This is a genomic window from Paenibacillus oceani (assembly GCF_014705615.1).
Classification (GTDB): Bacteria; Bacillota; Bacilli; order Paenibacillales; family NBRC-103111; genus Paenibacillus_AB; species Paenibacillus_AB oceani.
The window spans coordinates 15,484-33,340 of the sequence record NZ_JACXJA010000060.1 but is presented as its reverse complement, the minus strand read 5'-3'; the positions used below and the strand labels follow the sequence as shown (position 1 = coordinate 33,340).

11 protein-coding genes are annotated in these 17,857 nt (G+C 54.9%); all 11 read left to right on the top strand.

All coding sequences use genetic code 11. The features are described from left to right. Nucleotides 1-8: 8 nt before the first annotated feature. The 11 genes from IDH45_RS31420 to IDH45_RS31370 all read left to right on the top strand — a co-directional run bounded on the left by IDH45_RS31420 (nucleotide 9) and on the right by IDH45_RS31370 (nucleotide 17,447). Nucleotides 9-1,298, top strand: a complete 1,290-nt coding sequence (locus IDH45_RS31420) for an ABC transporter substrate-binding protein (RefSeq protein ID WP_190932109.1) — start codon at nucleotides 9-11, stop codon at nucleotides 1,296-1,298. 157 nt (nucleotides 1,299-1,455) lie between these two features. Further along, nucleotides 1,456-7,326 (top strand): OmpL47-type beta-barrel domain-containing protein, encoded by a 5,871-nt coding sequence (locus IDH45_RS31415; protein WP_190932108.1) that lies wholly within the window; start codon nucleotides 1,456-1,458, stop codon nucleotides 7,324-7,326. A 254-nt stretch (nucleotides 7,327-7,580) separates the two neighbouring features. Next, a complete protein-coding gene (locus IDH45_RS31410; protein WP_223837192.1) occupies nucleotides 7,581-8,612 on the top strand; it encodes an SGNH/GDSL hydrolase family protein in 1,032 nt (343 codons plus the stop codon). Between the two features lie 58 nt (nucleotides 8,613-8,670). Next, nucleotides 8,671-9,852 (top strand): M20 metallopeptidase family protein, encoded by a 1,182-nt coding sequence (locus IDH45_RS31405; RefSeq protein WP_190932107.1) that lies wholly within the window; start codon nucleotides 8,671-8,673, stop codon nucleotides 9,850-9,852. 240 nt (nucleotides 9,853-10,092) lie between these two features. Continuing rightward, nucleotides 10,093-10,869 (top strand): DeoR/GlpR family DNA-binding transcription regulator, encoded by a 777-nt coding sequence (locus IDH45_RS31400; RefSeq protein WP_190932106.1) that lies wholly within the window; start codon nucleotides 10,093-10,095, stop codon nucleotides 10,867-10,869. Nucleotides 10,870-11,024: 155 nt separating this feature from the next. Further along, a complete protein-coding gene (phnX, locus tag IDH45_RS31395; protein ID WP_190932105.1) occupies nucleotides 11,025-11,834 on the top strand; it encodes a phosphonoacetaldehyde hydrolase in 810 nt (269 codons plus the stop codon). Then, nucleotides 11,831-12,973, top strand: a complete 1,143-nt coding sequence (locus IDH45_RS31390) for a phosphonoacetaldehyde reductase (RefSeq protein ID WP_190932104.1) — start codon at nucleotides 11,831-11,833, stop codon at nucleotides 12,971-12,973. Before phnX ends, IDH45_RS31390 begins: the two co-directional genes overlap by 4 nt. A gap of 42 nt (nucleotides 12,974-13,015) precedes the next feature. Then, nucleotides 13,016-14,671: an extracellular solute-binding protein gene (locus IDH45_RS31385; protein ID WP_190932103.1), complete on the top strand. Its 1,656-nt coding sequence runs from the start codon at nucleotides 13,016-13,018 to the stop codon at nucleotides 14,669-14,671. Between the two features lie 19 nt (nucleotides 14,672-14,690). Further along, entirely contained in the window at nucleotides 14,691-15,581 is an 891-nt protein-coding gene (locus tag IDH45_RS31380) for an ABC transporter permease (RefSeq protein WP_190932102.1), read from the top strand. Between the two features lie 16 nt (nucleotides 15,582-15,597). Further along, nucleotides 15,598-16,488, top strand: a complete 891-nt coding sequence (locus IDH45_RS31375; RefSeq protein ID WP_190932101.1) for a carbohydrate ABC transporter permease — start codon at nucleotides 15,598-15,600, stop codon at nucleotides 16,486-16,488. Nucleotides 16,489-16,529: 41 nt separating this feature from the next. After that, nucleotides 16,530-17,447 (top strand): metallophosphoesterase family protein, encoded by a 918-nt coding sequence (locus IDH45_RS31370; protein ID WP_190932100.1) that lies wholly within the window; start codon nucleotides 16,530-16,532, stop codon nucleotides 17,445-17,447. The last annotated feature ends 410 nt before the right edge of the window (nucleotides 17,448-17,857 follow it).

Sequence of the window (17,857 nt, the reverse complement as noted above, 5' to 3'; positions counted from 1 at the left end):
ACATACCGATGTTCGCAACGGGAAGAAAAAAATACGCCTGGATGATGGTGTCCGTATCCGTCATGCTGCTCGCCGCAAGCTGTTCCGGCAAAACGAACGAACCGGCGGCAACCGAGAAAAAGCCGATCGACATGCATATGTTCAGCGCCAGCGGCGGAGGAGCCGAATGGTTCGAAAATACGTACGGCAAATTTCTTCGCGAGAAGTTCCCGCATATTACGTTTAAAGTGTCTTACCCGACCGACATTTCCATCGCAGACTACGTCGCCACCTCCAAAGATCCGCTCGATATCGTATTCGGGGCTTATACGACCTTCCATACTTCGATTCTGAACATGAATCTGCAAAACGACATCTCCGATCTGATCAAACGTGACAAATACGATCTGAACAAGCTAGAGCCGACCGTCGTCGAGCTCCAGCGCCAGCTGGCAGGCGGCGGCATTTACGGGCTGCCTGCTTTCATCGGCACGTCGGGGTTGTATTACAACAAGGATCTGTTCGACAAATTCGCCGTGCCGTATCCGAAGGACGGCATGACCTGGGACGAAGTGTACGATTTGGCGGTGAAGCTGACAAGGCAGGACGGGGGGACGCAATACTACGGTTTTGCCAACGACAATTATTCCTATATACAGGTAAATCAGCTGTCTCTTGATCTCGTCGATCCGAAAACGCACAAAGCGAGCTTTAATACCGACGAGTGGAAACGGGTCGTGCAGATGATGACGAAGTTTATGAGCATTCCGGGCGTCGATATCGCTCAGGCTACGGTCGCGGGCTTTAATACGAAGGGTACGGTGGCGATGGCGACCAACTATACCGGCTGCTGCGGATTCACCCCGGGCGAGGCGGTCAAAAACTGGGGCGTCGTGCGGATTCCGGATTTCCCGGATAAACGCAATGTCGGCCCGCAGGTATTCCCGAACTACTGGTTTATGAGCTCTACGAGCAAGCAGCGTGACGCCGCGTTTGAAGTAATCAAATATGTCGCTTCCGAGGAATTCCAAATCTCGCTGAACTCGCGCGGACTAGCGACGGCGTTGAAAGATACGAAGCTGCACGAGAAGTACGGGCAGGATCTGCCGAAGTACCAAGGACGCAACATGTCGGTTCTGTTCCCGAAACCGCATGCGAAAATGTCCAACATTACCGAGTATCAAATTGTGGCGGCGCAGAAGCTGAACGCCGCGCTTACGCAAATCGTCAAAGACGGCAAAGACGTCAATACGGCGATCCGCGAAGCGGCGGAGGCGGCTGATAAAGATATTCAGGCGGCCAAGGCGAGCAAGAAATAAACAGCACCCGGATTCGTGCAAGCTTCCCTGCGCAGGTTGCGGCCGGGGAGCCTTTGCACGGGCGGGGAAGGAAACCGGAGATGGAAGGCGGAGAAGGACGGCAACTGGAACGAAGCAGGGAAACCATCTGAACAACGAAAGGTTAGGTGGTACGGGTATGAAACGATTCGTTCGCAGGTCGGTCCTGCGAACCGTCGCGCTGGTGATGGCGGCGGTCCTGGTGTTAGGCGCTGTGCCGTTCGTTCCGGGACAGACGGTTAAGGCCGAGGAGATTGCGGTACTGGAACCGGAAGCGGGAATGGAGACGCAAGTTGAAGTTGGAGCTGAAGCTGAACCTCAACCTGACCCTGAAGTTGAAGCAGAAGCAGTAACGGGAATTGAAGCGGAAGTTGAAGCGATTACGATGGAGGAAGCGGGGGAGATGATGAGCATACAGCAAGCGCCCGAACTCCCGAACGGCGGATTCGAGGAGATCGCGGCCGGGCGGCCAGCCGGGTGGAGCTACATAAGCGGAGGCGTCGAATCTTCCACCGCTCAGGTGCGCGGGGGAGCCTACAGCGTGAAGCTGACCGATACCAGCTCGGCCAGCTCGACCGGGCTGCGCAGCGCCAAAATGCCGGCAACGGCTGGCCAGACGTATGAAGCGAGCGTGTATTCGTATAACCTCGAAGGCGTTTCCCAGCTTTATCTGGAATATTGGGACGTTAGCAATAACTACACGCAAATTTATATCGGCAGCAATTCTTCGCTGAACGGGTGGGGCCGCATCCAAGTGTCCGGCGTCGCCCCGGCCGGGACGGTTGCCGTAAGTCTCCGATTATATCTGCATGTGGCGAATATCGGGTCCGCCTATTTTGACGACGCCACCTTCAGCCATGTGCTGACCGGTCCGCAGTTGGGACTGCTGAACGGCGGACTGGAGGAAGTCGATAACGGCCGCCCGAAATATTGGGAGATGGCGGCTACGGCCCAATTGTCCACCGAGCAGAAGCGGTCCGGCACCTACAGCGTCAAAATCAACGACCCGACCAGCACGGCCGGCGTCACGGTCCGGAGCCACCGGATCGCCGTCACGGCGGGACAGCGGTACGAATCGACCGTATGGTCGTACAATCTGCAGGGCGTGTCCCAGTTGTACCTGGAGTTTTGGGATGCGAACAACAACTATACGACGATTTTGACCGGAACCAACGATACACTCAATGCCTGGAAACAAATCCGGGTGGAGGGGCTAGCGCCGGAAGGAACGACTCAGGCGGCCGTCCGGTTTTATTTGCATAGCGCGAATATCGGAACGGCATACTTCGACGATGCGACGTTCCGCGAGTCGCCTGCCGTCCCGGTGCCGCAGCTGCAGAACGGGAGCTTCGAGCAGGCGGTGCAGAATAAGCCGGTCGGCTGGAAAGGGGTAAACGGCGACGTTCAACTGTCCGGCGATCAGACGAAAGACGGCGTGAACAGCGCGAAGATCGCGTATTCCGGCAGCGGAGCCGTCCCCGGCGTACGAAGCCATCCGGTAGCCGTAACGCCCGGAGAGCGGTATGACGGCACGATCCATGTCTATACGACTTCAGGCGTTCCGGCGCTTCATCTGGATTATTGGGATGCGGACGAAACGCTGCTCGCCTCGGCAGCGGCCGAAGGCACGGGCGCCGGAACGTGGGAGCCGCTGACCGCGGGCGGCATCGCGCCGGCCGGGGCGAAGAGCGTGACGCTCCGTCTGACGATGAACGCCTCGCAGGCCGGAGAAGCTTACTTCGACGACGCCCTGCTGCGCCGTGCGGATACGGCCGTCAACGCCAAAACGCGCACGACTTATTACACGCCGGCCAAAGTGACGGCTGCCCGGAGCAACGTGTTGCAGTACAACTGGGCGGCAACCTTGAAGGACGGGGCCGTCGCCCGGGCCGACAAATATACGGTCAAAGGGCTCGATTTCCTATGGAACCTCGTAACCGGACCTAACCTGCCGCGCAGCTACGGCGTCAATCAGACGATCGGCAGTCCGATTACCGGCAGGCAGATCGATCAATACGGCAACTATCCGTACAAGGCCGATCCAATTAACGACCCGTGGAAAATCGTCGATCCGAGCAGCGGCTACAAATTCCCGACGAACGACTTCGGCGCGTACTATGAGAGCGGACTGGACGATCACGGCATATTCCAGCCAAGTCTGGCCGACCGCAGCCTGCTGGTCAACACGCTGTATCCGGAGAAAGGTCCGGATTGGGGCGTCGACGACGGTTTCGGCTGGGTCGACGAGAACGGCCACCGCTATACGTTTATCGCCTATTACAATCACTGGTTCGTCTGGTACGGGAGCGGCATGATTCAGGATGCGATGCAAGGACTCCGCGACGCTTACCTGTACACCGGAGACGTCAAATACGCGCGGGCCGGATCGGTGCTGCTCGACCGGGTGGCCGATGTCTACCCCGAGATGGATACGATGAAGCATGACAAAACCGTCTTCCTCAATTCTCACGGGGGCACGGGGCTCGGATACGCCGTCGGCTCGATCTGGGAGACCGGGCTGGTGAAAGATTTTATATCGGCCTATGACGCGTTTTTCCCGGCGATGAACGACACCCAGCTGACTTCGTTTCTGGAAGGGAAGCGAAATCTGTATAAGCTGATCAACAGCAAAAGCACCGGCGCGGGCATCAAACGGAACATCGAGGACGGCATCCTCCGCGAAGTGTTCCCGGGCGTGAAGGCGGCGCGAATCCGCGGCAACGACGGCATGCACCAAAGCGCGCTGGCGATGGCCGCGGTCGTGTACGACACGCTGCCCCAGACGAAAGAATGGCTTGACTTTACGTTCCAGTCGGGCGGCAATGTGGCGAATCCTCCGGGCGTATCGGGCGGCAACATCCTGAACTCGCTGATCAGTGTCGTCGACCGCGACGGCAACGGGAACGAAGCGTCGCCGGGCTACAACATGCTCTGGCTGTCGACCCATCAGCTGACGGCGGACATTCTGGAAGGCTACGATCTGTACCCGGAAGCCGATTTGTATGAAAACGTCAAGTTCCGCAAAATGTTCTCGGCCTTTTACCCGCTCATCTTAAGCGAGAAATATACGGCGAATATCGGGGATACCGGTTCGACCGGCAACCCGAGCATCTCGGTGAAGCTGACCGACATGGTGAAGGCGTTCTACAAGTTCGGAGACCCGGTTTATGCGCAGATGGCCTATTTCCTGAACAACAACCGCGCAGACGGCATCCATCTGGACGTATTCTCGGCCGATCCGAACGCGATAGCGGAGCAGATCCGCAGCGTGATCGCCCTGCACGGCCCGCTTAATCTGGGCAGCGACAATTTGACGGGCTACGGCTTCGCCGCCCTTCGCGACGGGGCCAATGTGTTCAACAGCTTCGGACTGTCGTACGCATTCCCTTCGATGGATATCGCGTACCAGAATACCGACGTGAAGCTGTTCGAAGCTTCGGGAACGGTGCAATTGGAAGCGAACAATCCCGGTGCCGACATTACGTTTGAATTTACCGTGACGAAGGCGGACGATTACGAGATCGATCTGCTGCCGTTTAAGGCGCCGACTTACGGGATCTACCGCATCTCGGTCGACGGGCAGCCGATGATGGACATGGACTTTTACGGTTCCAACTCGAACGACTTCATCGCGCTCGGCCGGAAGCAGCTGTCCGTCGGCACGCATCAGATCCGCTTCGAGAATATCGGCAAAAACGCCGCCTCCGGCAACTACAAGATGGGCGTCCGCAACTTGAACTTGCTTGACGAATCGGCCCGCCAGCAGCGCGATCAGGCAGGGGTCCAGGCGAATACGCTGCGCGATTTCTGGATGTATTACGGCCGGAACACCGGCCACGGCCACCGCGATACACTGAACCTGGGGGTTCACGCATTCGGGCTCGATCTGTCCCCGGATCTCGGGTATCCCGAATTTGCCGACAGCATCGACATGCACCGCGCACAATGGGTGGTCAATACGATCAGCCATAATACGGTCGTGGTCGACAAAAAGAAACAGTCGCCGCAGTTCGTAGCCGAACCGAAGCACTTCGACGACGGCGGCATGGTGAAGCTGATCGACGTCGAAGCGCCGAAAGTATACACGCAGACCGATTTGTATAAGCGGACGACTGCGATGATCAAGATCGATGACGCTAACTCGTATGCGGTCGACTTCTTCCGGGTGAAGGGCGGCAGCGACCACTATTTCAGCTTCCACGGAGCGGAAGGAACGGCAACCGCCGAGGGGCTTCAGCTCGTCCAGCAGCCGACGGGCACCTATGCCGGTCCGAATGTTGAATACGGGCAGCGGGTGGATGACGTGGCAGGTCCCGGCTATATGGGCAGCGGATTTCATTATTTGAAAAACGTATCGCGGGATACGAGTCCGGCGGATACGTTCAGCATCGACTGGAAAGTGGTCGACACGTGGAAGGTGCTGCCGGCCCCGGCCGATATCCATCTGCGCCTGACGATGCTCGGACAGGTGGACGATGTGGCGCTGGCGGACGGCGTTCCGCCGCAGAACAAGCCGGGCAATCCGAAGACGCTTCGTTATATGGTCGCCCACCGGAACGGCGCCAATCTCGACAGCCTGTTCACCTCGGTGATCGAGCCGTACAAGGACAACCGCACGATCGCTTCGATCGTACCGGCTACGGTGAAGGCGGGAGGCCAGCCGGTAGACGGCAACGACGTCAAAGCGGTGAAAGTGACGCTGGCAAACGGCCGCGTGGATTACATCGTCAGCGCCTTAAATACGACTGTCGAATATACGATCGACGACAAGCTGCGGTTTAAAGGGTTTATGGGCGTTTATTCCGAACAGAACGGCCAAGAGGTATACCGCTACGTGCATGACGGCTCGTATATGGCGCCGGTCGGCGAGAATGCGGCAGACGCTGCCGGAGCGCTGCAGGGTACGGTGGTTACCTTCACGAAGACGCCGTCCGTTCATAACGAGATCATCGTCGAGATGGACTTGACGGGCGCAACTCTGGAGCAATTGACGGGAAAAACGATCTATGTGGTCAACGATGGCGTCCGCAACGCGGCTTATCGGATTCAAGGCGCAGCGTCACTTGGCTCCGGACGGTATAAGCTCGACATCGGTGATATTACGCCGATCCGCTCGTTTGCAGATGCATACGACTTCAGCAAAGGTTACGTCTACGATATGGCCGAAGGCACTGCCTTCCGGATTCCGCTGACGAGGGCGTTATATCAAGTGCAGACCGTCGCGGCCGTAACGGGACAGCAGCACCAGGGCTGGTATACGTCGGAAGCGACCGTATCGCTCAGCGTATACGGCATGGCCGGCAGCGTCAGCTCGTCGGTGTACAGTCTCGATGGCGGGACCAGCTGGCAGACGTATCATACGCCGTTCGCCTTAACCGATAGCGGCACTCATATCGTTCAGTTCCGTTCGACGGACGCTGCGGGCAACGACGAGCCGGTCCAATCGGTCACCGTCCCTGTAGACCGGCTGGCTCCGGTTACGCAGGCGCAGACGAGCGCGGAAGCGGGTGCCGGAGGCTGGTACGCTTCGCCGGTATCCGTGGCGCTGACGGCCTTCGATGCGCATTCGGGAGTAGCAAGGACGGAGTATGCGTTGTCGGTGACGGGAAGCACGTACGGGCCGCAGGGCGGCTTCCAGCCTTACACCGGACCGATTGTGCTGCAGGACGGCAGCCATGTGCTCCAATTCCGCTCCGTTGATATGGCCGGGAACTCGGAACAGCTGCAAACGGTGGAAGTGAAGGTAGTGACGCTGGAGGGAATGAGCGCGAAGGTAGATTCGTACGCCGGCAGCGGCCATATTCAGGCCACGTTTGCCTCCCAGCTAAGCTACAGGCTTTCGATTATTAAACTGCTCGTCAGTCAAGGCTCCATGCAGACGGCGATCGACTATATGAACGATTTTCTGGCTTATATACGCGATCCGTCCGTGCAGCAGCAAGGCCTGCTGTCCGGTAGAGCGCTGGGGGATCTGGTCAGCAGCGCCCAGCACTGGATTCATGGGAACTGACTGAGACGGTAATGTGAAGTGAGGCGATTGACTTGGCGGACAGCCGGTCAGTCGCCTCTTTTTTTGCTATTCGTCGTACTGGAACGCGGATAATTGTCTAGGGCTGTTAGCGTCCGCGCATACGAGCCGGCATGGGAAGACGGTGCCGGAAAACACAGACTGATTCCAGCAGAGGAAAATTATTGGTTGCGCATGCGCCCCTTAGTCTGTACATTTAATAGTGGGAATTGACGATGGAGAGGGGACAAATACGAATGCTGCGAACGATTGAACTTCAACATGCGCTGTTTCAGGGCGCGGTATCTTTGGAGCCTGTAGAAGGCGGGATCAAGCCGTGGAGAATCCCGTACAAGGATTATGTGTTGTATCCCCCGAACGGAATTAACAAAACGTCGGAAATATCGGCGGGGGTCCGCTTGCGGTTCGCCACCGATTCGGCCGTGATCCGGATCGAGCTGGCACCTGTGCCGGCGGCCGTCGAGCTGGACCTCGTCATCGACGGAACGATAATACAGACGTGCAAGCTGGCGCAGGGGGATTCGCTCGCGGTTTTTGAAGGGCTGCCGGGGCAAGACAAAGTTGTCGAGGTGTATGTGCCGCAAAAAACGACGACGATCGTGAAAGCGGTTGCGATCGAGGAAGGAGCGGATTTCCTCATTCCCGGGGACACCCGCCCCAAATGGATCGCGTACGGCAGCTCGATTACGCAGTGCAACGGGGCGTTCAGCCCGGCGCAGACATGGCCGGCTATCGTCGCGCGCCGTTTCGGCCTGCATCTGACCAGCCTCGGCTTCTCCGGCAACTGTCACCTGGAGCCGATGGTCGCCCGCCTGATCCGGGATCTGGACGCAGACATCATCTCGTTGTGTCTCGGCATTAACGTTTATGGCGGAAGCAGCTTGAACAGCCGGACGTTCCAGGCGGCGGCGATCGGCTTTGTGCAGCTCATTCGCGAGAAGCATCCGGACAAGCCGATCGCCGTCATGTCGCCGATCTGGTCGCCGCCGAGAGAAACTGCGAAAAATACGGCCGGGTTTACGCTTTGCGAGATGCGGGAGCAGATCAAGGAGGCGGTCGGGTTTATGGCGTCGCTGGGAGACGACCGGCTGCATTATGTGGACGGGTTGACCATATTCGACGATCAATTGGCCGAGCATCTGCCCGATCAGCTTCATCCGAACGGTAAAGGATATGCGATCATGGGAGAAAACTACGGAACGACCGTCATGGAGCCGCTGCTGGCCCGTTACGGACTGTTACGCGGCCAGGAGGCCGTAAAGCCGTAACGTTGTTGGGGCAATCAAGATCATGCCGTCCGTCAACCGGACATGGAGGGACGTACCGATGGGCACATCCGAACTTGTTATGGAGCAAGCACGGCGGATCGAAACCGATTTGATCGCCATTAGGCGCGAGCTGCACCGGTTTCCCGAGCTGAGCTTCGAGGAATCCCGGACAGCCGCCGCGGTAGCGGCGGAGCTGACCCGGCTCGGCCTGGAACCGAGAACCGGCGTCGGCGGTTATGGCGTCGTTGCCGACCTGAAGGGCGGACGGGAAGGGCCGCTGATCGCCTTGCGCGCGGATATGGACGCTTTGCCGGTGACGGAGGAGACCGGGCTGCCGTTCAGCTCCGAACATCCCGGCGTTATGCATGCATGCGGCCACGATGTCCATACGTCGGTTCTCATTGGAGCTGCGAGGATTTTAACGGAACACCGGGCCGGACTGAGCGGTACGGTGCGGTTTATTTTCCAGTCCGCCGAGGAAATACTGGCCGGGGCTAAGGCTATGATCGAGCAAGGAGTTATGGACGGGGTCGATGAGATCTACGGGCTCCACAATCTGCCCTCGCTGCCTGCCGGAACCGTATCGGTCAAGCCGGGGGTGCTGATGGGCTCCATCGATCGTCTGGAGATCCGGATCGAAGGCAAGGGCGGGCACGGCGGCTACCCGCATGCCTGTATCGACCCGATTGTCGCCGCATCGGCTGTCGTGATGGCACTGCAGACAGCGGTAAGCCGGGAGATTCCACCTACCCGGGGGGCGGTCGTCACGATCGGTACGATTCATGCCGGTACGGCCAACAATATTATTCCGGATACGGTGGAGCTGACCGGCACGGTGCGCAACCTCGACAACGAGTGGAGAGAGAAGATGCCGGGGATCGTCGAGCGTATTGTCGCAGATACTTGCAAAGCTTACCGGTGCGAAGCGAAAGTAACGTATATCCGGCAAGTTCCGCCGGTGATGAACGACGAGACGTGCACCCGGCATGTCGTGGAGGCCGCCGACCGGCTGATCGGCAGAGAGAATCGCTTCGAGCCGGATCCGATGACGTACGGGGAAGATTTCGCGGAATATACCGAGTTCGCCAACGGTTGCTTCTTTTGGCTGGGCTCGGGTCCCCGGTCCGGCGCGGACGAGGCGGCGGGACTCCACAGTCCGAGATTTAATCCGGACGAGAGCTGCATCGCCCTCGGTGCGGCCATGCTGGCGGATATTGCGCTGCAGCGGTTGTCGTCCTGATCCGCGAAATCGTCAAACAGGCATAAGCGGGAAGCCAATCCCTTCCCTGCCAATCATCTAAGAGAGCTTCCGCCAGCGGCGACGCCGGACGGGCGGAGCTCTCTTTTTATATTTCATGCCGCCAATTGTTGATTTATTGTATGATTGTCCACCGGAACGTTTACGTAAGCAGCGTTTTTTGATACGATTTAGGCGTGAAACAAGCAAAAAGCCGCAATAAACGGCAGGGAGGCTCCTTGGATGTTAGTTCAGGAAAGACATAAATTAATCATTATGGAGTTGGAGTCCAAAGGCAACGTATCGGTAACCGAATTGAAATCGCTCTTGCAGGTTTCGCTCGATACCGTCCGCAGAGACTTGGCCCAATTGGAAAGCCTCGGAAAGCTTCAAAGGGTGCACGGCGGTGCGACATCCAAAAATAATGTGGTAACCAATCAAGCGTATCTTCAAAGGAAAATCTCCCTAATCGACAGAAAACAGGAACTGGCCGGATATGCCGTTGAACGGATTAAGGAAAATCAAGCGGTCTGCCTCAATGCGGGAACGACCAATATAGAAGTGGCCAAAAAGCTGGCGGCCCGGTTCGAACGATTGACGATCATAAGCAACTCCTTGAAAGTAGTGGAATGTCTCGCACATAAGAAGGGATTTACGGTCATCCTGCTCGGCGGAATTCTGAATCACGACGAATATTCGCTGTACGGAAGGTCGATTGAAAACGAAATCGCGGGCTTCAATATCGACGTATCGTTCATTAGCATCAATGCCATCTCGCTGGAAAAAGGGCTGACGGATTTCAGGCAAGGGGAGTCGGATGTGATCAATGCGATGATCCGCAGCTCCAGACAATCGGTCGTGGTGGCCGATTCCAGCAAGTTTGAAACGGTATCGTACCTGAATATTTGCAGCCTGAAGCAGATCGATGCCATCGTTACGGACAGTCAGATGGATGATACGCTGCGCGAGCAGTATATAGAAAACGGGGTTTCGATCGTGAACGCTTATCCAAACGGATAAGCGTTTTTTTATGCTTTGTTCACTTGATAAAACAGCAAAATAAAGCAATATCATGTAAATTATTTGTAAAATAACGCAAAAGTTATTGAATCGTCAAAGAATAGAGCTTATACTCAAGCTGCAACTCACCCAAACAGACAAGAGGAGTTATTAAAATGACTAGTAAAATCCGGGCCGTAGTATTGGATTGGGCGGGAACGGTAATCGATTATGGTTGTTTTGCGCCGATGGAAGCTTTTATGAATTCGTTCGAGAGTGCGGGGGTTCCCATACGGGTAGAAGAAGCGAGAGCTCCGATGGGATTGAAGAAGCGGGATCACATTCAAGCCCTGTTAAGTATGGAACGGGTCAAGCAAGCATGGATTCGTCAATATGGCGGAGAGGCGACCTTGTCCGATGTCGAGCGGCTGTACGAGTCTTTCGAATCTCTGCTGATGAAATCTTTGGCGAATTTCACCGACCCCATCCCCGGAGTCGTTGAAACGATTGCCAGACTTAGAAGCTCGGGCATCCAAATCGGGTCTTCCACGGGTTATACGAAGACGATGATGCAAGTGGTGGCGCCGCAAGCCAAAAGCAAAGGATACGAGCCGGACTTTCGCATCGCCTCCGATGAAGTCAAAGCGGCGAGACCGTATCCCTACATGATCTATCGAAATATGGAGGAGCTCGGCGTGATGTCGGTTCGAACCGTCGTCAAGGTTGGAGATACGGTAGCGGATGTGCTGGAGGGAAAACATGCGGGCGTATGGACGGTTGCCGTCGTTAAAGGGAGCAGCGAGCTTGGACTCACGCAAGAGGAGGTCCGGACGATGGAACCGTCGGAGCTGGCAATTCGGATGGAGGAAGTGCGCGGCAGATTCGAACAAGCGGGTGCGGATGCTGTAGTCGACTCGATCGCAGAGCTTCCGGACATCGTCGAGAAATTGAATCTTCGATTGAAGGAAGAGGGGTTGCACGCGTGAGTACGTTTTATAACCCGGTCGCGGTTTATTGCGGCAACGAGTCTGTGGCGCCGTTTTTAACGGATCTTACCAAGCGGCTTGCACCGGGGGCAGACCGGATCCTGCTGTTGACTCGAGGTGGCGGCGTCGAAGGCAGCCCCTGTGTTGCTTCTCTATACAACTGGCTGCAAGGATACAACGTGACGAGCATAGAAATCCAGATCGCCAACCCTGACGTTACTGACATCTGGGAGTTAAAGAACCGGCTGGAGGGAACGGATTATCAGCTCGTGATCGCCATCGGCGGCGGCAGTGTCATGGACGTCGCGAAGGTACTTTCCGCTTTTCAAGGCATCTCACTGGAGACGAAGGATGTGCTTAGGGAAGCGGTCATCGACAAAAGCTATCGAAAACAGGAACGTTATGCACCCTGGATCGGCATACCGACCACATCGGGGACGGGCTCGGAAGTAACAAGCTGGGCTACCATCTGGGATGAAGAAAGGGGAGTGAAGTACTCCGTTGACGATCCGCGGTTGTACGCCTGTGCAGCCATAATTTTGCCCGAGCTTGCCGCTTCTATGCCGCTGAAGCTAAGCGTGTCTACCGCTCTCGATGCGCTTAGTCATGCGGTGGAAGCGTACTGGTCGGTTCGCACGAACCCGATTACAAGGCTTTACTCGCTGCAAGCGATCGAACGGATCATGGAGGCGCTCCCGCAGTTGAAGGAAGATCCCGCTAGTGAAAAGCTGAGGGAGCAGCTGGCGTATGCGAGCCTGTACGCCGGATTGGCATTCAGCAATACGAGAACGACGGCTTGTCACTCCATCTCATACCCTTTGACGATGCTGTATGGAATTGAGCATGGTATAGCAACGAGTATTACGATAGGTTCCATATTATCCCTCAATAAGGAAAGATTGATAGAACCTTACAGACTGCTTAAGGCGTTTTGCGCGGATTCCGTGGAGGACGTTCAACACATTATTTTCGATATCTATAAGCTTTATGGGATTCCAACCCGCCTTCGGGATTACGGCATAACTGCCGAAAGCACCGGTGAGATTGTGAAGCGGGCGTACACAAAAGGACGAATGGACAACAATCCGATCGAAATGACCGAACAGGACGTACATGATGTGCTTCAATCGCTGTTGTAAAGCTGATTCCAATTCACTGTACCTATAATGGGAGGATTCGAAATGAAAACGGTCAAAAAGAGCGTTTCCCTGTTGGTGTTGTCATCTCTTGTATTTACTGCTGCTTGCAGCAGCAAGACAGGAGGTCCGGATAGCGGCAAGGATACGAAACCGGTCAACCTGGGCAAGTATGAAGAGCCCGTAACGATGAACATCGGCTACGTGATGAATCAGGACAGCAAATGGCCGTCAGGCTCAAACGATTCGTTTACGGACAATCGCTATACCCGCTGGTTTGAGGAGAATTTGAACATCAAGTTCAACTATGCGTTTCAAATTCCGGGTGGAGGTTACGAGCAGAAAGTCAATCTGCTCATCTCGGGCAACGACATCCCCGATTTTATGCGCGTGAACGAGGCGCAATTCAAGCTGCTCGCAGAATCGGACATGCTGGAAGATTTGACGAACGTGTACGAGAGCTATGCTTCGCCGCTTCTAAAAGAAGTGATCGGCGGATTCGGCAACCAACTGACGAACCGGGTGTCTTCTAACGGCAAGCTGCTCGGCATTCCTTCAACCATTCCGGCCCACGACAGCGACCCGGTCGTATGGATCCGCAAAGACTGGCTGGACAAAGTCGGAATCAACCTGCCGCTCGGCATCACGATCGATGACGTCGAGAAAGTTGCAAAAGCGTTTATCGAACAAGATCCGGATCAAAACGGAGTAAAAGATACGTACGGTATCATAAGTACCTCGAATTTTGTGACGAATTCTACCGGCAATAATTCGCTGGACGCCTACTTCACTTCTCTCCGGGCTTATCCGAAATTTTGGACGAAGGACAAAAACGGCGATATTGTCTACGGTTCGACGACTAGCGAGACGAAGCAGGCACTGGGTAAAATGCGCGAATGGTATGCGGCAGGGCTGATCGACAAAGAATTCGGAACGATCAAACCCGACCAGTTTGCCAAAGGAAACAGTGCGGGTAAAGCGGGTATCTCGACGGGAGCTACCTGGTCGCCGATGAGCGCATTGGCCGACTCGGTCAAGAACGATCCGAAAGCGGAATGGAAAGCGCATATGATCTTGTCGCAGGACGGCAACTATTATCCGAGGCAGCCCGACCCGCTAGGTACGATCTATGTCGTCAAAAAAGGCGCCAAACATCCGGAAGCGCTGCTGAAAATGATCAATGTAGCCGCCGAGATTGATAACAACCGGCCGAATTCCCCGCAGCTGTATGCGGACAGTCCCGGTACGAACTGGAACGTGCGCCCGATGCAGGCGACCTACCGGCTGAAAACAACGCTTAAAGATCGTTTTCAAAGGTTTCAAGATACAGCGGCCGGAAAGCTGAAAAAAGCGGATCTCCCTCCGGCCGATGTCAGCATATTCGACAATTACAGCAAAGGCTGGGATGCTATTAAAAGCGTTCCGCAGGATTGGGCTTACACCGCTTACCAGTTCTTAGGCGGTCAAATTGTACTGGATCCACGCAATAAGGAAGTGTACAGCCAATTTTACGGCAGCACCAAAACGATGGAACTGAAGTGGGCGAATTTGACCAAGCTGGAGAATGAAGCCTTTGCCCAGATCATTACCGGCAACAAGCCGCTTGAGTACTTCGACACCTTCGTCTCGGAATGGAACAAACAAGGCGGAGACGAGATTACGCAAGAAGTCCGGAAAGCGGCGAAAGGCTCGGGCACTTGATGCGGGGCGGTGAACGCGGATGAGAAACTGGAACGTACAATGGAATTATCATGCGATGCTGCTCCCGGGCATGGCGATACTGGCGGTATTCAGCTTTTATCCGATGTTCGGCGCGGTGATCGCGTTCAAAAAGTTTCTTCCGGCCAAGGGGATTTGGGGATCCCCTTGGGTCGGTCTGGACAATATTTTATTCATGTTCCAAATATCGGACAGCAAGATCATTTTCTTCAACACGATCTATATTGCCGTTATGAAAATCATTGCCGGTCTGATTGTGCCTATCCTGTTTGCGCTCCTATTGAATGAAATCCGGAACCGCCACTTGAAACGCTGGGTTCAAACGATCGTTTACTTGCCGCATTTCATGTCGTGGGTGCTGTTATCCGTCATTTTGCTTAACCTGTTGTCGCTCAAGGGTATCGTCAATCAAGTGATCGCGTTTTTCGGCTTCGAACCGATCCTGTTTTTCGGCAGCAATACGTGGTTCCCGCTCGTTCTAGTCGGCAGTGACGTATGGAAAGATTTCGGGTTCTCGGCCATCGTGTATTTGGCCGCTCTTACTGCGATTAATCCGGCGCTGTATGAGGCGGCGGATATCGACGGCGCCACCCGATGGGACAAGCTGGTCCATGTGACGTTACCGTCGATTACCCCCACGATAGTTCTGCTGACCACACTGTCGTTAGGGAACGTCCTGAACGCCGGATTCGAGCAAATCCTGAACATGTACAATCCGCTAGTCTATGCTTCAGGTGATGTAATCGACACGTATGTGTACCGGGTCGGTTTGGTTCAGATGCAGTACGGAATCGCCAGCGCAGTCGGTCTGATGAAATCGCTGGTCAGCTTTGTACTCATCGTGATGTCCTATTTGTTGGCTGCTCGTTTTGCAAACTACCGGATATTCTAGAGAGCGGGGAGATCCTTTGATTGTCCACGGCAATAGGCTAGGCACAAAAATCACGGATACGGCCATTATCATTATCGTAGTTCTTATTGCGTTTCTGTCGTTATTTCCGATCTTAAATACGGTGTCGGTATCCTTAAGCGATAAGGCCGCCGTCACTTCGGGCGCAGTGACTTTATTTCCGATTGGGTTCAGCTTTTATAACTATCAAACTTTGATGCAGGATACGCAGTTTTTTCAATCGTTCATCGTTTCCCTGCAGAGAGTATTGCTGGGCGGAGCTTTGCAGTTTCTGATCACGGTGCTCATGGCTTTTCCTTTATCGAGGGACAGCAGCAAGTTTAGAGGACGGAACGTGTACATGTGGGCGGTTGTGTTTGCGATGATCTTTTCCGGTGGCCTGATCCCATGGTATTTGACGGTAAAAGCGGTCGGATTGATCGACACGATCTGGGCTCTTGTTTTGCCAGGAGCGGTTCCAGTGTTTAATGTCATCCTGCTGATGAACTTTTTTCGCAGCTTGCCCAAAGAACTGGATGAAGCTTCGGCGATGGACGGAGCCGGACCGTGGTACTTGCTGCTGAACATCTACATTCCTCTCTCGCTTCCGGCACTTGCGACCGTGACTTTGTTCAGTGTCGTCGGGCATTGGAACGCTTTTTTCGACGGCCTGCTGCTGATCCATTCTCCGGAAAAAATGCCGCTGCAAACGTATATCAACTCCTTCCTGCTTCAGCCGGCTCAGTTGGAAGGGCTTGATCCGGAGCAGTTGAAGATTATGATGCAAACGTCCGACCAAGGACTGAATGCCGCTAAAGTCATGGTCAGCATGATTCCGATCCTACTCATCTATCCGTTGCTGCAGCGGTATTTTATACATGGTATCGTACTTGGTTCGGTAAAAGAATAACGATCCTCGGGGAGGACGGTGAAGATAAGGTGGGGTGCAGGTTGGCGAAGCCGGTTATCCGATTCGGCATTATGGCCGATGTTCATCAAGATCTGATGTTTAACGCCGAGAAACGGCTACAGGAATTCATCCTCCGCATGAATGCGGAGAGGGTAGACTTTATTATCCAATTGGGCGATTTTTGCCATCCGATTCCGGAAAACGGTTCCTTTCTGTCGATATGGAATGAGTTTAACGGACCGCGCTATCACGTGCTCGGCAATCACGATATGGATAAAAACGATAAAAAGACCGTCATGAGCTTTATCGGCATGGATCGGAGCTATTATTCCTTTGACCGGGGCCCGTATCATTTCGTCGTTCTGGACGCCAACTATATCAAGCTTGAAGATCGGGAGATCGATTACGAATTCGGCAATTACGTCCGGCATCCGGGTCATATTGACCATATATCGGCCGAACAGCTGGAATGGCTGGGGCAGGATCTGGCGGGGACGAACAAACCTACGTTCATCTTCAGTCACCAAAACCTGGACGATTCGGAGCTCGGCATTAAGAACGGGGAACAGGTGAGGGCGATTCTTCGTACTGCCAATGAAGCCGCCGGTTTTCGCAAAGTGGTCGCCTGCCTGAACGGCCACAATCATCTGGACGGCGTCAAAGTCATCGACGATATATATTACATTCATATCAACAGCATGTCATACTACTACATGGGTCCTACGTTCAACGTAATTCGCTATTCCGAAGCGCTTACGAGAAAGTATCCGATTCTTGCGCAGTCAGCGCCCTATGAGGACCCGCTTTATGCGATCGTTACGCTCGAACCGGGGCTACTGACCATCGAAGGCAAGGAAAGCGGATTTGTCGGACCGGCTCCGATCGATTGCGGCCATGTGAATACAGCCGGCGGACACCGGGTGACCGCGAACATATCCCGCCGCCAATTGAAGTACTGAACGTACACCCGTATCGCGGGTGATGCAGGTCTACATTGATTATAGTTGTTTTTTCTTAGGAAGAACGATTGACAGACGAAATCCGGCCGTGATAACGTAACAGATAGGTTCGAATTACTTGAGTCCCGGAAAGGAGAAGCCAATATGCCCGGTATGGAATTCCGCCAACGCGCAGATCAACAACGCAATATCCGGAATTTCATTACGTATGGCGTGGCTTCCTTGGCAGCCGGGAGATCGTGTCGGACGCGTTAATCGCGGTCCGCTGCTCTGCCGTATTCAAGGCGCAGGTCACGTTTAGGCTCGTGGCGTGCGCCTTTCGTTTTCTATAACGGAGCACATCGCTTTTCGGGCGGTGTGTTTTTTTGGGTTGATGTAGAAGGGAGGCATACGCGAAGCCGGCACTGGAC